Here is a 15,476-nt window from a genome sequence, read left to right as displayed (position 1 = left end):
ATTGAGATACTTCAATGACGTGTCAATGATAATTAAGGCGCAAATTTACAAAAAAATCGGGGATATTTTCTTAATTTTGCTCTCAGTTATAGAATTTTTGACACAATTCACGCTCTTACCGCCAAATGATAAAAAATCTGCTTTTTGACCTCGGAGGAGTAATCATGGACCTTGACCGCGACCGCTGCGTCAGGGCCTTCGAGCGACTCGGCATGAAGGATGCCGACGATTTTCTCGGTGTCTATGGCCAGAAGGGTGCATTCCTCGCACTCGAATCCGGCGAGATTGATGCCGATGAGTTCCACGCGCAGGTGCGTCCGATGATTGACCGCGAGAATGTCAGCGACGAGGAAATCGACGCTGCTTTCAATGAATTCCTCATCGGTATCCCCGTCCACCGTCTCGAATCGCTCCGCGAACTCCGTCGCGACTACAAGGTGTATCTCCTCTCAAATACCAACCCCATCATGGTCAACGGCAAGATTGCCGAGGAATTCCGCAAGGAGGGCCGCGAGATGGCCGACTATTTCGACGGAATTTTCACCTCCTACGAGGCCAAATGCTGCAAGCCCGGAAAGGCGATTTTCGACTATACGGAAAAGGTTGGCGGACTGAATCCCTCCGAGACCCTTTTCTTCGATGACTCGCAGTCGAACGTCGATGCCGCCCGCTCCTACGGTTTCAACTCTGTCCTCGTGCGCCCCGGCGACGAATTCACCACCCTCCTCGAAGAGTTCAAAAAAAGCCTGTAGCCCGAATATCGGCCACCCCTGGAAAAGACACCACTCTCAGAAGGAATCCAATGACCGCACGGACATCCATCTAACAGCTATATAGTGTCCATAGCCTATGTGATGTCCGTCAAGGATATAAGCTCACTGGACACCGATGCGATGTGGTGTCCGATAAGGACACCGATTTACTCGTAACCCCGTACATCGAGCGCAGCGATGATGTGCGGGGAAAAGATGAGATCTATCATGATTGATGTCCGTAGGACATCGATTTACGGTTTTGACATACAAGGATGGTAAATCAGTGTCCTGACGGACACTTAGTTTTATTATCCGGCTATTCAGCCCCGCACATCATCGCTTCGCTCGATGTACGGGGTTACGCAGAAATCAGTGTCCTACGGACACGTCCCCCCTTCCCTCCTCATTCATCATCCCAATTAAACTCCACCGCCCCGCCGGGTGTTAAATCAATAAATTATCCAACCAAGCACTCATGAGAATAATCACCAAGAGCGACACGTCGCGGCGGCGCATAGCTGCCGTGGGGATGTATGACGGTGTCCACGCCGGTCATAAATTCCTTATTGACTATCTGCGCCTCGAAGCCGGAAGCCGTGGGCTGACTCCGGCGGTCATCACCTTCTCCCACCATCCCCTCTCGGTGGTGCGTCCGCTCGAAGCTCCCGGACTGCTGACAACACTCGAAGACCGTATGCGCCGCCTCGGAGCGGCAGGGGCGGAGGATATTATCATCCTGTCGTTCAATGACCGACTGCGCAACAAAAGCGCCCGTGAATTCCTCTCGATGCTCCGCAAATCGTATGGCATCGACACCCTTGTCCTCGGTTTCAACAACCGCTTCGGCCACGACCGCCCGCAGACCACCGAGGAATATCGCAAGATAGGTGAGGAGGTCGGTGTAGAGGTAATTCCGGCACCCGAATACCGCGGACCGGGCGCTCCCGTCAGCTCGTCGCTCATCCGTCGCCATCTTCTTTCGGGTGAACCCGAAAAGGCAGCGGAAGCTCTCGGCTACAACTATAACCTGCGCGGCATGGTGGTCAGCGGACAGAGACTTGGCCGCACACTCGGCTTCCCGACAGCTAATCTCAAACCCTCCGACAAGGAGGCGCTCATCCCCAAACCGGGAGCCTACGCGGCTTTCGTCGTCACCCCCGACGGTGAGCGCCGTCCCTCAATGGTCAACATTGGCTTCCGCCCGACTGTCACCGACGGCGAGGGACAGGCAATACTCTCAATCGAAGCTCATATTTTCGACTACACAGGCTATCTCTACGACGAAGAAGTCGTTGTCGAGTTCGTGAAATACCTCCGCCCGGAGCGCCGCTTTGCCTCTACCGACAAACTCCGCGAACAACTCGAACGCGACGCCGCTAGCATTCGTCGCTCCTTTACAGTATAGAGATTAAAGTATAGAGTATAGATAATTGTTATGCTGTCCGGACGGCTGTTTTCCGGATGGCCGCATGGCGGCATGGCTGTTTCCGGATGACTGCATGGCTGTTTCCGGATGGTTGCATGGCTGTTTCCGGATGGTTGTAGGGACGCGCTGTAGCGCGTATGCCCAGTGAAAATCAATCAGCTATGAAATAATCCTCTATGGCATAATCAACTATCAGAATTATTGGTACATAAATTCAAAAATTACAAAAATAACAGATTTTAAATCACAAAAATAACAGATTTTTCAGCCCTACCACAACCCGACACACACGGTGTCGGTGGATTATGACTGAAAAATCTGTTATTTTTGTGATTTCTGAATTTATGTACCGTTGATTTTCGGGATAGGGAGATATAAAGTGGCATTCAGGTGCGTTGTGTGCCATCCGGACGATATGTGCCTGTCATCCGAATACGTCATTCGGCATACGCGCTACAGCGCGTCCCTACAACCATCCGGAAACAGCCATGCAACCATCCGGAAACAGCCATGCAGATAGCATAACACTTATCTATACTCTATACTTTAATCTCTATACTGTAGAGAATCGACAAGTGCTCTCTATACTTTAACCTCTATACTGTAGAGGATTAGCCAGGAAATCACCTGTCCACTCTGACAAATCGTTCGCTTGAGTCGAAGTGGAGGTCGTGGTTGTTGGTGAGTTCGACTTCATAACCCCTGCGGTTTTTGAGAATCTTGGTGACTGACTCTCCGGGATAAGTCTTGGCAAGATAGGCGGCAATCTTTTCGGGAATGAAGTTGTCGGCAAGAGTCTGACCGGGAGCAGCTGAGATTTTTCGCCATGTACCGTTGTCGTTGAAATCGAGCTCCATACCGCTTGCAAGCTCCACCTCATACTCAGTGCCTCGCATACGGTTGTCCTTTTCAATCGACGATACGGGGTCACCGGCAAAACATGATGAAATCAGGCTGCGGGCTCTCTGAGGAAGTTCTGACTCTGAAATCTGATCACCTGCAAATACTGTGGCTGTCGATGCCATCATAAATACTAACGCTGATAGTACAATCTTTTTCATACCTAAAACAATTTTATCATGACGGTTGCAAAATGTCATGAATGATTAATGTAAATGTGTCGTATAATTGAACGTGTGTGTGTTTCAATATATGTTTTATAACATTGTTTTACGGCAAAGAGTTCAAATCTCGGTCCATCCGGATTGACTGGGATTGGCCGGTATGTGCCGGTAGGGACGCTTTTCAAAGCGTCCGCATCAGCAAAATGTATTATAAAAAACATCCTCATAAACATCCCCATAAACACCAATGGCACTTGCTGAGCCATCGGGGATATGCTTCGCAAGTGCCATTGATTTCAATATGTTTGTATTGTTCGCGTTTAATGGAGTTTAACCAATGTTTTCCGCGTTTTTTTGCAAGAAGTTACCGGGGTTGTTTGCAAGAAGTTACCGGGGTTGTTGCGGACGCTTTGAAAAGCGTCCCTACTGACCGGCCATACTGCCGCCCCTACAGCGCGCCCTCCTGCAATTTACCGTTTCTTCGGTTGGATGTTGAGGCGGTATTGGACGGAGAACATGACGTAGCGGGGGAGGGCGTTGGTGTAGCTGACGGTGCGGCCGGAGGCGTTGACGGCATAGTTGACGTTGGAGAGCTGATGGAGCATATCGAAACCGTCGACCATAAACACCCAGTGACCACCGCGCGGCGTGTAGGTCAAACGCAGATTCCAGATGGCATCGGTGGTGTCGAGCTCCTTCACTCCATAGCCGCGTCGGGCATAGAAGGTGAAGTCAGTGTTCACGCCGAAACCACCAGGCAGGCGGAACTGGCCGAGGAGACCATAGCTGAAATGCCGTGCATCAATGGTCTGGAAATCCTCACGGGTGGAGGTCGTGTGGCGGTTGGTGAAACTTCCGTTCAACCCTATCTGCTGCTTACCTATCTGCCAGTCGAGCTTTAGTTTCTCAGTCATACTTGTGGTCTTGGCAGTGGACTTCCGCGGCTCCTCAAGATTGACACCAATCATGTCGGCATAGTTTGTGAACGATACATGGGTGATTGAACTGAGTGTGAACTGCTGCTTATTGCCAAACTGAAGATTGAACACATTATTAGCATTGACGAAATGGTTGCCGTCGACATTATAAGTCTTGTTGCGGCGGATACCTGTCGACGTGTCGTAGGTGTAGCCTCTCACCAATGCATCTGTCGTGTACTCATACCAGAGAGACAGGAGGTTGTTGAGCTGTCTTTCAGCCGGCTTGAAGGTCCACTCAATGGTGTGTCGGTGGATACGGGCATTCTTAAGGTCAGGGTTTCCGAGAGCGATGTTGAGGGGGTCGGAATCATTGACAATATCAATCAGATGGGTCAGATCGGGGGTCTTGACATCAAGTGAATACTTGTATTCCAAGTCATGACGGTAGACAATACGTCGCGGATCCTCTCCTTGCGCACCCATGTTAAACGTGATACGGCCACCGTACTTATTTACTACCGTCAGGAATGAATTGCGGCTGACGAGATATGAACGGTTGTCGCGCCAATAGTCAAAATGCTGGTGAAGCAGCGAAAATTCCGGATTAAGATATACGATTAACCTATTTTTGTTCGGGAGGCTTTTGAACCATATAAAAAACGGAGTGATTTCATGCTTGTTCTCAATCAGGCGCGAGGTGTAGCTGTTGGAAGGGTCGAATGAGTCGAGGTAACCGGCAGGAAGAGTTCCGTAGTTACCCATGTCGGCCATGCGGTCCAGAGCATACATATATGAATCCCTGTCGCGGTTCAGGAAGCGATAGGAATATGTAACGTCGAAATGCACACCATTCATATTTATCCGGTAGCCGACGGTACCATCAAGGGTGAGGGTATGGTTTGGTGAATTGTCGAAATACTGTCTCTTCTTGACCGCCGGTGTCGGATCAGAGCCATAGTTGATATTATAGTCGCGCCAGCGCTCCTCCTTCTCGTCCTTATACTTCATTCCGATTTGAAAGGTCAGACGGTCGTTAGTCCGGGGTATCTTGTATTCGAAATGAGGATACACCTGAACCTCGCCCTCATGGCGGCTACCGTCGCTGCGGGTGATGGAGCGGTTTATCACAGCGTCGAGTTGCTCAGGCGAACCGTCGCTATAGAGAGCCTCAAGAGCCTTGGCGGTAATCTCCTCCTGCTCCTTGTCGAAGGTGGCCGACAGCGATGTCGAACTGTTGTCGCGCTTTATGTAGCGGCCGAGAAGCATACCGCCCCAATAGGTCTTTTCACCAAAATTGTTGACATAGTTGCGGGTCTCCAGCTTGAGCTGCTTGTTCTTGCTGCGGGCAAAGACATAGTCGTAAGTATTGCCCCCGCTGAGGAAGTTGGTGCGGTCGGTGGTGGAGAGATTATTGTTGGAATTCTCCTCGACTGTCACATAACCCCGGTAGCGCTTTGTCTCATCCAAATCCTCATAGTCATAGTTGAATGTGGCCATCTTGTAGGTGCGTGTGCCCGACGGCATCATCTCCGGAGTCCATGTGTCGCTCTTGCCCGGCTTACGGTTATCGTTGAGATTGTTGACGTTGGCAATGAGTGTCAGTTTTGTGGTCGGGGTGAAAAAAGAGGAGAACAGGCGTCCGCTGTAACGGTCCTTGGTTCCAAGACCACCCTGCGCGTTGACAATCCATCCACGGTTATATTCGCGTTTGAGCTTGACATCCATTGTGAGATGCTTCTCCCCGTTCGGTTCGCCACGCCACTTCTCCAGTTTGGTCTGACCCTCGTAGACCTGCACATTCTTCACCGTGTAGGCCGCGATGTTGTCGAGCATCAGCTGATTGTTGCCGTCAAGAAACTCCTTGCCGTTGAGCAGAAGTGATTCGACGTATTGGCCGTTGACCTTTATCTGGCCATCCTCGTTAAGCTCCACACCCGGAAGCTGACTGATGAGCGCGTCGAGCATCGAGCCTTCGGCAAGCTGAAAGGCATCGGCATTGTAGACAATGGTGTCACCCTTGTTATAGAATTTGATTTTCGAGGCTGTCACCGTCACTTCGCCAAGCTGACGCGGAGCTTTTTCAAGAAGGGTCACGGGAAGGTTACGGTAGCTCTCCCTCTTGCCGATTTTTTCAAGACGGTATGTGACAGTCTGTGTTTTGTAGCCCGGACAGCCGACGTCGAATATAATTGTAGAATCCTTGCGTAAAACGGGGAAATTATACACTGCAAGTTCTATGCGTTCACCGTTCTTAAAAGCTATACCCTTGTTTGCCGGAAGGGAATCAATGAGTTTTCCGGCCTCGTCATAGCGGTAGACAAAGGCTCCGGTCAAATCGGTTTTGGTAATGGCATCCCTGACGCGGCCTGAAAGCCAAATGCTGTCGTTTTCGTTAGCTGAAAAAGCTGTGAAAGGCATGAAAAAGGAGAGAGTGAGCAATAGCAACATGCTCCGGAGAAAGTTTTTCATGAAGTTCTGTTCTGAAGATTATTGATAATTGAACGTGATGATTGGTAGAAATCTCGATAGATAACGCTGCAAATTTAATACATAGTTTAAACAAATCCAAATTAGTCCCCCAAATTAATTATCAGATTAGCACCATAATCCAATAAACCGCGTCCCTACAGGCGCCGACGGGACGCGGTTGTAGGGACGCTTTTCAAAGCGTCCGCATCAGCAATGAAAAATATCCTCGCAATAATACCCCGAAAATACCCGAACAGTGGTACACAAATTCATAAATAACAGAAATTACAGATTATGTAATCGACTGATATTAATGCCAATACTATAATCTGTAATTTCTGTTATTTATGAATTTGTGTACCACTGTTTACCCCCGAAATAACTATTTCATCGGGTAATATACATCCTCACATTTATCTATCAATTAAATAGTTAGAACTTCAATATAATGCCTGCATTAGCAACAAAACCGTCCAATGGAGCATAAATATCACGGAATTCAGGATTTGTCACACTTCCCGTATAGATTGTATCAAAACGTGTCTGCCGACGGTCAGTAAAGTTCTCAAAGTTCGCATATACGGATATATGTTCCCATATTTTCTGAATCATAAAGCCCATCGTGACATAGTCTTTACCCATCAGCCCATCGGTGAGATGCTGCTTTCCGACGTAGTAGAGCTCATAACCGACTCTCCAACTGTCTTCAATCTCATACATCAACATTGAATTGACCCGATGCTGAGGTGTAAGTGTCTTTTTGTGCGAAATGCCATTTTCCTTTACGCGGGCATCCGTAAAGGTATATCCCACAAAGAGACTGAAGTCCGAATACTTGACTTTTACGTTAGTTTCAGCACCTTTACTGTGCATATTGCCGGCGATATTGTAGAAACGATAAAGCCCGTTATCTTCCCGTTTCAATTCAAGAGGATGGCGCAGGTAGGTATAGAAAAACAGTTGATTGACTGTGAATATCACCTTCCCGTCGGCAAACGCTGTACGGTAATTGAAATCGATATTACCTCCATAGCTTCGCTCAAGCTTATTGAACTTGCTATCTATAGGCAATACGTTTTCAAATTGCAATCTTTCACTTTCCTCGGTAAAAATGGATGGTGGTTTATAACCGAATCCGCCACCGATACGGGTTGAGAATTTTTCATTAACCCGATACAATGCAGAAACTCGTGGCAAAAAGGCAAACCCATAGTCATGGACATAGTCGCCTCGCAGACCTGACTCAAGAACCACTCTCTCTCCTATATTGGTTGTATTCTGAACGAAAGCACCAAAAGTATTAAGTGAAAAATCCCTGGCCGGAACGGAAGTCAGTTTCTTTTCAGAAAATTTTTCAGTCCATACGTTAGCTCCAAAAATCCATTCCGTGCGTTCATGAGACTGCAGATAGGACACTTCGCTGAATGTCGACCACTGGTCTCCATCAAAGCGATAGTCAGGAATATCTATCTTACGCTTGAATAAGGTCACACTGTTTTTCACATTGAACTTTCTACTGTCATCCAATCTATGCTCAAAAAGCAGTTTTGTGGAGTAGCGCTGAGAGCGGTTCCGCTCGAAATAAGGGTGGTCCTCCGTGTGGCCGTGAGAAATATAGTGCATGTCACCGCCCAGACGGTCCTCCACCATTGACTCGATGCCGAAACTTGCCGTGGTCTTTTCATCCGGATAAAGGAAAAGAGTCGGATTAAACGTAAATCTGTCAAACTCAGGAATGGCAGTGAAGCCTACGTCGGATGGATCATAAGCCCAGTTCCTGTTGTATGAAGCGAAAACCGTAGTTCCAACTTTACCAAAACGCTGCCCGAAGAATCCATTGGCATCCAGACCCTTCGCCGTAGTTCCATTGAGCTGGAACTGAAGGTCGCGTTTCTCTTCCGGAGTTTTCGACACAAGGTTCACAAGACCGGCTATCGCACCGCCGCCATAGAGTGTACTTGAAGAACCTTTTATGATTTCCACCTGCTTCAAGTCAAGCGGAGGGGTCTGAAGAAGACCTAAACCTGCAGCCGCACCTGCAAAAGCCGGGAAACCATCCTTAAGAATCTGCGTGTAACGACCGTCAAGACCCTGGATTTTTATAAGCGCATTGCCTGAGATGGCAGATGTCTGCTGCGTTTGGATGCCGGTGCTTTCACTCAGGAGCATACGGATGTCGCCCGGTTTCATGAGATTTTTCTCTTCTAGCTCCTCTGACCCGATAAATTCAACACGGGTAGGGAGATCCTTGAATGTACGCGTGCCACGGGTGGCTGTCACTACCACTTCCTCAAGTTCATTTTCCTCCTCTTCAAGTGAAATCACCACCGGTGTTTCCGCATTGGCCATAGGGAAGGTAAATTTCTTATCCTCAGTCTCATATCCGATGCAAGAGAATACAATGGTGAACTCTCCGTCAGGAATACCGGTAATGACAACAATTCCTTCACCATCGGCGACAGCACCCATAGATGTACCCTTTATCTGTGCGGTCGCCCCGACGAGGGCCTCTCCGCAATCTCCGTCAATTATTTTTGCCTTGAATATATTTTGGGCATGACTGTAAAGCGGCGATAATAATACCGCCATTATTATAAATAAATTTTTCATTGCTTGTTTTTGATGATTATACGAACTTCAGGGGTCATACACAAATACTTTGTGCATAACCTATAAGGCCATGACTTTATTGTCCCCGTCAACAGGGGGGAACTGAAACATGGTCTGATATAACTTGAACCGTCAATAGGCATTACTGTCTGCTCGTAACAATTACAAGATTACTGGACAGACTAAAGTAGAGCCATTAAACAATGAAAATGGGAGGGGGTGTGTTTATCAGAATGAAAGCATCGGGAATGGAAGGCAATGGCGGGAATTGAAATACAGGTCGTTTGCTGATCATTAAAACGGAAGTCCTGACCTGTGGTGACGGGATGAAACCCGAACATGTGGCACAGGATATGAAAGGTGAGCATGTCTCACAATCACAATCCTCATCAGCCGTACCATCTGCCTGACATGAGCAATGCGCATCTCTCAGCATACAATCATCTTGTTCAAATGCAGGCGCAGTGCACATGAACATCACAAAGATTGTCAATAGAATTGAGAGATAACGCATCTATACTTATTGTAGATTTCTATCGTTTTATTCGGCAAATTTACGCATTTATAACGACAATTAAAAACCACAATAATTTATTTTCCCTTTTAGACCAATTTATTAGACAATAATACCACCAACTTTCTTCTGAAAGGTGACAATTACGCCCAGTCGGTGCCGGTAGGGACGCTTTTCAAAGCGTCCGCATCAGCAATGAAAAATATCCTCGCAATAATACCCCGAAAATACCTCTCCAACACCACAACAGTGGTACAGAAATTCATAAATAACAGAAATTACAGATTATCGTATTGGCATTAACATCGGCCGATTACATAATCTGTAATTTCTGTTATTTATGAATTTGTGTACCTTTTTTCAGCAGGCATACGCGTTTTTGGCTTTGCTGATGCGGAGGCGTTTTGGCATTGCTGATGCGGACGCTTTGAAAAGCGTCCCTACAAGAGCCTAATGAGGGTCAGGCCGTCGCGGAGGGGGAGGATTACGGTTTCGAGGTCTGGGCGGGAGGCGACGTAGGTGTTGAAACGGTCGAGTGCTACAGTCTGGGCATCATGATTTTTCACCGTGTCGGTCACTTTGCCGTCCCATAGGGTGTTGTCGGCGATGATGAACCCTCCCGGACGGATGCGGGGTAGCACGAGGTCGAGATATTCGACATAGCGGCGCTTGTTCGCGTCAATGTAGACCAGGTCCCACACCTCGTCAATCTGTCCGATAAGCTCCTCGGCATCACCGATATGCAGCGTGATGCGGTCGCCCCCGGGAGCGGTGGCGAAAAGTTCGAGAAGTTCATCCTCCATCTCATCGTCAACCTCGATGGTATGCAGCTGTCCGTCGGGGGCAAGCCCTTCGGCCAGACAGAGGGCTGAATAGCCGGTGTAGGCACCAAGTTCAAGCACACGCCGCGGCGAAATCATGGAGGAGAGCATCGAGAGCATACGGCCCTGCAGATGACCCGAACACATGCGTGGATAGAGATGGCGCAGATGCGTGCGGCGGTAAAGCCGACGCAGATGCTCCGGCTCGGCACTGATGTGGGAAAGGATGTAGTCGTCGAGACTGCTGTTATCTGACATGGCCCATGATGAAAGCCTGAGCGGCAAGGAAATACGAATTCAGACCGAAACCGGTGATGGTGCCGCGACACACGGGTGCGATAAGCGACGTATGGCGGATGGGCTCGCGCGAGGCCGTGTTGGAGATATGCACCTCAATCACCGGTGTGGTTATGCCGGAAATCGCATCGGCGATGGCGAGGGATGTGTGTGTATAGGCCCCGGCATTGAGGATAACACCGTCGGCATCTGTATTGTGGAGGAAGTCGATGATGTCACCTTCGTGGTTGGACTGGAGATACTCAATCTCGTCACCGTCAATCATCTCACGGAGTTCCTGAAGATAGGATTCAAATGTGCGCGAGCCGTAAATCTCGGGTTCGCGTGTGCCGAGGAGGTTAAGATTCGGCCCGTTGATAATCAGAAGCTTCACTGTTGAATCGGATATTTATAATGTTAAGTAAAATGTTGTGTCTCTTACATCACCACATCCATCGGATGCAGCACAAGGGTCCAGACAGCGGCCGTCGACAGCCCCATCAGTATGAGCAGAATCCAACTGATGTAGGAGCGGCGGGGGAAAGCGCTCCACGCAAGCCACGCGGAGAGAATCATGTAGAAGGGATAGATCCACACGAAGAGCTTCGCGCCGTCGTCCCCGGCAGGGATGTTGCCCAAGAGGAGGGGGAAGGAAAAGACGGGTAGGAGAAAAATGAGGATGATTATCGTCATCCACAGCGGTGTCTTGCTTTCCATATCTGTATCAGCCTTTCTGTTTGGATTCGTTACGGTAGGCACGGACCGTGCGCTTTATGCCCTCGGCCAAATCAATCTGCGGATTGAAACCGAAGTCGCGCTGCGCGTCGGAAATGTCGCAGTTCCAGTTGCGCTGTGCCATGATTTTATACTTGTCGGTGTTGAGCGTGACGGCCTGCATCTTGGCTGCACCGTATTTCTCCGACACCACGCAGGCCACCTTCAAGGCCCAGAGGGGAAGGCGGACAGGAATCACGAGCTTGCGCCCCAGCTCCTTGGCCACAATCTTGCGGAATTCGCTCTGGGAGTAGCCACGGGGTTCGGAAATGATATATTTCCTGTGGACGGGTGCCTTTTCGAGAGCGTCGAATATGGCGCGCGCAAGGTCCTCGACATAGATGAAGGTGAGCATCTGTCGGCGGAAACCGACACCGAAATCAAAGTGGGAGTCAATGCTCTTTATCATCATCAGATAGTCCTGCTCGTGAGGACCGTAGACCCCTGTTGGGCGCAGTATGATCCACGGAAACGAGGCCGGGAGTGTCTGCAGGAAGGTCTCAGCCTTGATTTTCGATACACCGTAGCGGGTATTGGGGTTGGGAATCATCGAGCCGTTGAGAGGGGCGTAGGTCTTTTCGTCACCCGGACCGATTGCTGAGAGCGAGGATATATAGAGGAAGCGCTTCGGTATCTGATTGTTGGCCGTCAGCGCCTCGCAGAAGTTGCGGAGATAGTTGAAGTTTATATGGTTGAAGTCAAGGAAATTGACACATTTCGTTGCTCCAAGGTTATAGACAATATAGTCCCATTCGTGTCCTTCCAGTCCCTTGCGGAGCTTTTCGGAATCGTCGTAGTCGAGTGTTATGAATTTGAGCGCAGGATCGGTAAGATAGCGGCGAGATGTCGATTCGCGTACCGCACACCAGGTCTCATAGCCTCTCGAAAGGGCCTCGCGGGCGATGAAACCGCCGATGAATCCTCCTGCTCCTACTATCAGTACTTTCATGTTGGGGGTTGTGAGTTGTCAGTTGTGAGTTTTTAGTTTTTAGTGGAGTCTTCTGCGAGGATTTCGGAGAAGAGCTCGGCATAGCGACGGGCTATGACGGGGGCCGAGAAGCGGTCGGCAACGGACTGATGAAGCTCCTCGCGGGTGATGTCGGACTTCAAGGCCCACAGTATGCCTTCGGCAAGGTCACGCGAATCCTTGTAGCGCGCCACATAGCCGTTCTGCAGATGTTTCACCACGTCGGCTCTGCCATCAGGAGCGAATGTCACAGGAATCGCACCTCCGGCCTGACCTTCGATGAGGGTGCCTCCGAGGGTTTCGTAGAGCGACGATGAGACCATCACCTTGGAAATCGAACAGAGGTAGCGGATGATCTTGAAATCATTGATGAGACCGAAACAGCGGTGGGAGAAACGGAGTTGGTCGAGCGCCTGCGGATTCTTCATGGCACCGAAGAAATAGACGGCCGTCTTGCTCGCCAGGACAGGATAGTTGTCGAAAATATAGTTGAGCGCGTCAATCATATAGTCCAGACCCTTGATGGGATCATCGAGACGGGCTGCGCCGAAGAGGATGATGTTTGGTTTCTCGGGGGTCAGGAAAGAGTAGAGATTGCGCGGGGGTGCAGTATAGAACTGGTCGACAGGGAAGGCATTGTGGATTGTGCGCACGTCGGCATCCCTCAGAAGCGAGGATTTGCGGGCAAGTTTCTCAAGCCAGTTGCTGACGGTGACATATTTTATGGGCACCTCCTGATAGAGTTTGTGTTTCTTCTTCCAGTAGCGGTGGGAGAGGTCGTTGGAATAGGGACTTGCGAGGAAGGGACAGTGGCCACATTCAAGCACATAGTTCTCACACTCGTAGGCATGATGACAGATACCTGTCATGGCCCACATGTCGTGGAGGGTCCACACGATTTTCTTGCCCATGCGGTGGAGCTTGCGTATGCCGCCGAGGCTCATCAGTCCTTGGTTTATCCAGTTGAGACACACGATGTCGGCCTCCTTGACCCAAGGATGGCGATGAATGTTGAGCGCGAAATCACCGGTCGATACCTTGTAGAGATTGACATACTTGAAACCCACAGCCGGAAGAATACAGAGACGCTCCATTATAAATGCCAGACCACGGAAGAAACGGGTTCCGGTGTCGGCCACATTCGCTTCATCTGAAGTCTTGGTATACACGACCATCCGGGCATCCACACCTATCTTCCTGAGAGCCTGCAGCAACCTGAAGCTCACCACCGCCGCTCCCCCGAGGGAATCGGAGTGGTTGACAAGCACGACCTTCCGGCCTTTCAGATTGGCGGGAAGGGAGCTGACAGGCGAAGATGAGGTTGAGGAGACAGGATCACCGGATTGTAGATTCATTTCTTGCTTTCTTGTGATATTGTGTTCTTACTGAATTTGACCTGATTACCGACGTTGATAAGCTGCAAGTGTTTCTTCTGCAGACGGGCTTCAAGGAAGCGGATGAATTCCTCCTCTTTGGCGCGCGGAAGCGGCGAAGCGTATTTGACAAGGACTGTGTTGACCGTGTCAAGGGTCTGGGTGTTGATATTACCGAAGATAGCACGGCTGACAGCTATCTCCTGGACCTGCGGGAAGAGAACCTTGAGCTCAGGAGCAATGCGCCCTGCAATGGTATCGTTGATTTGAGCGATGGCTATCATGCTCTTGAGCGAGTCAATTGTCACCTGCTGGGCTGATATTGACGTACGGGCAAGCTCATAGATATCGTTCATGGTCGGCAGACCGTTTTTCAGCTCGGAAAGGTCGGGCGAATCACCCTGGATGATGTGGAGTTTCGCGCCCTGCAGTCCGTAGTGGTCTAATTGGGCCGACATGGCAAGTTGCAGGGAATCGGCGGGGAGGACTTTGCCGATAAGTGTCACCGTGATTATCTTCTGCCCGTGTTCGATGACCGCGCTGCGGTTCAGCACCTGGGTGGAGGGGAAATTGAACTGCTGGGAGATGAAGCGGTCAGCGTTGGCCGAGAATCGCGACTGGCGCAGCATGTTGTAGGTGAGATAGAGGGAGGGTAGGAGAGTGAGGATGGAGACTGTGTAGACGATGCGGCGGACACGGCGCGCACGCTCGGGGTTGACCGACACGGACACGTCAGGCTTGTAGTGCATGAACTTGACGCCGATGAAGGTCGAGAGCGCGATGAAGATGGAATTGATGATGAAGAGATAGGTCGCACCGAGGAAATAGTTCATCTGGAGGGTTGCGAGACCGTAGCCCGCCGTACAGAGCGGGGGCATGAGGGCTGTGGCGATTGCCACACCGGGAATCACATTGCCCTTGGACTTTGAGCCGATGGCCACGATTCCGGCACCGCCACCGAAGAAGCCGATGAGAACGTCGTAGATGGTAGGCGACGTGCGAGCGAGCAACTCACTGTGGCCTTCACTGACCGGGGAGATGAGGAAGTAGATGGTGGAGGTGAGCATACTGAATCCGGCAGCCATGAGCAGGTTGCGCAGACAGCGTTTCAACAGTTCAAAATCCTGCACACCCACACCGAGCCCGAGCCCGATAATCGGGCCCATCAGCGGCGATATGAGCATCGCACCGATGATGACGGCGGTCGAGTTGGTATTCAGTCCGAGCGATGCGATGAAAATCGCAAGCACGAGAATCAACAGATTCGTACCCTTGAACGACACCCCCTCGCGTATGGCAGCTTCCGCCTCAGCCTGCGGCAGCAGGTCGTCGGTCATTGAAAAATATTGTACCAGATAGGTCTTCAGGGAAGCCATGTTTCAGTTGTGAGTTGTGAGTTGGGGGTTGTGAGTTGTGAGTTGGGGGGATGAGTTGTGAGTTTTGAGTTTTGAGTTGGCAGTTGTGAGTTGTGAGTTGTGAGTTGGCAGTTGTGAGTTGTGAGTTGACA

General features: G+C 50.0%; 11 protein-coding genes. 2 read left to right on the top strand and 9 right to left on the bottom strand.

The features are described from left to right. The first annotated feature begins 125 nt into the window (after positions 1 to 125). A complete protein-coding gene (locus QZ310_RS04835) occupies positions 126 to 752 on the top strand; it encodes an HAD family phosphatase (RefSeq protein ID WP_297070958.1) in 627 nt (208 codons plus the stop codon). Between the two features lie 478 nt (positions 753 to 1,230). Then, a complete protein-coding gene (gene ribF, locus QZ310_RS04830; protein ID WP_297070957.1) occupies positions 1,231 to 2,160 on the top strand; it encodes a riboflavin biosynthesis protein RibF in 930 nt (309 codons plus the stop codon). Positions 2,161 to 2,804: 644 nt separating this feature from the next. Here the strand turns inward: ribF and QZ310_RS04825 are convergent. From QZ310_RS04825 to QZ310_RS04785, 9 genes are all read right to left on the bottom strand, one after another. Continuing rightward, entirely contained in the window at positions 2,805 to 3,242 is a 438-nt protein-coding gene (locus tag QZ310_RS04825; protein ID WP_297070955.1) for a PepSY-like domain-containing protein, read from the bottom strand. 473 nt (positions 3,243 to 3,715) lie between these two features. Further along, the gene (locus QZ310_RS04820; protein ID WP_297070953.1) at positions 3,716 to 6,634 is read right to left on the bottom strand and encodes an outer membrane beta-barrel protein; all 2,919 of its coding nucleotides are present in this window, start codon (positions 6,632 to 6,634) and stop codon (positions 3,716 to 3,718) included. A gap of 432 nt (positions 6,635 to 7,066) precedes the next feature. Further along, the gene (locus tag QZ310_RS04815; RefSeq protein WP_297070951.1) at positions 7,067 to 9,244 is read right to left on the bottom strand and encodes a TonB-dependent receptor; all 2,178 of its coding nucleotides are present in this window, start codon (positions 9,242 to 9,244) and stop codon (positions 7,067 to 7,069) included. A 954-nt stretch (positions 9,245 to 10,198) separates the two neighbouring features. Beyond that, the gene (locus tag QZ310_RS04810) at positions 10,199 to 10,837 is read right to left on the bottom strand and encodes an O-methyltransferase (RefSeq protein ID WP_297070949.1); all 639 of its coding nucleotides are present in this window, start codon (positions 10,835 to 10,837) and stop codon (positions 10,199 to 10,201) included. Continuing rightward, positions 10,827 to 11,249, bottom strand: coding sequence for a type II 3-dehydroquinate dehydratase (locus QZ310_RS04805; RefSeq protein ID WP_297070947.1), 423 nt, complete (start codon positions 11,247 to 11,249; stop codon positions 10,827 to 10,829). Before QZ310_RS04805 ends, QZ310_RS04810 begins: the two co-directional genes overlap by 11 nt. 44 nt (positions 11,250 to 11,293) lie before the next feature. Then, positions 11,294 to 11,572: a hypothetical protein gene (locus tag QZ310_RS04800; protein ID WP_297070945.1), complete on the bottom strand. Its 279-nt coding sequence runs from the start codon at positions 11,570 to 11,572 to the stop codon at positions 11,294 to 11,296. A 7-nt stretch (positions 11,573 to 11,579) separates the two neighbouring features. Beyond that, positions 11,580 to 12,578, bottom strand: coding sequence for an NAD(P)-dependent oxidoreductase (locus QZ310_RS04795; RefSeq protein ID WP_297070943.1), 999 nt, complete (start codon positions 12,576 to 12,578; stop codon positions 11,580 to 11,582). 32 nt (positions 12,579 to 12,610) lie between these two features. Continuing rightward, the gene (locus tag QZ310_RS04790; protein WP_297070941.1) at positions 12,611 to 13,951 is read right to left on the bottom strand and encodes a glycosyltransferase; all 1,341 of its coding nucleotides are present in this window, start codon (positions 13,949 to 13,951) and stop codon (positions 12,611 to 12,613) included. Continuing rightward, the gene (locus QZ310_RS04785) at positions 13,948 to 15,345 is read right to left on the bottom strand and encodes a TIGR00341 family protein (RefSeq protein WP_297070939.1); all 1,398 of its coding nucleotides are present in this window, start codon (positions 15,343 to 15,345) and stop codon (positions 13,948 to 13,950) included. The genes QZ310_RS04790 and QZ310_RS04785 overlap by 4 nt, the downstream gene beginning before the upstream one ends. Positions 15,346 to 15,476 lie beyond the last annotated feature (131 nt).

The organism is uncultured Duncaniella sp. (assembly GCF_910577345.1).
In the GTDB taxonomy this organism is placed as follows: domain Bacteria; phylum Bacteroidota; class Bacteroidia; order Bacteroidales; family Muribaculaceae; genus Duncaniella.
The sequence above is the reverse complement of the archived record's forward strand: the minus strand, read 5'-3'. Positions and strand labels throughout refer to the sequence as shown.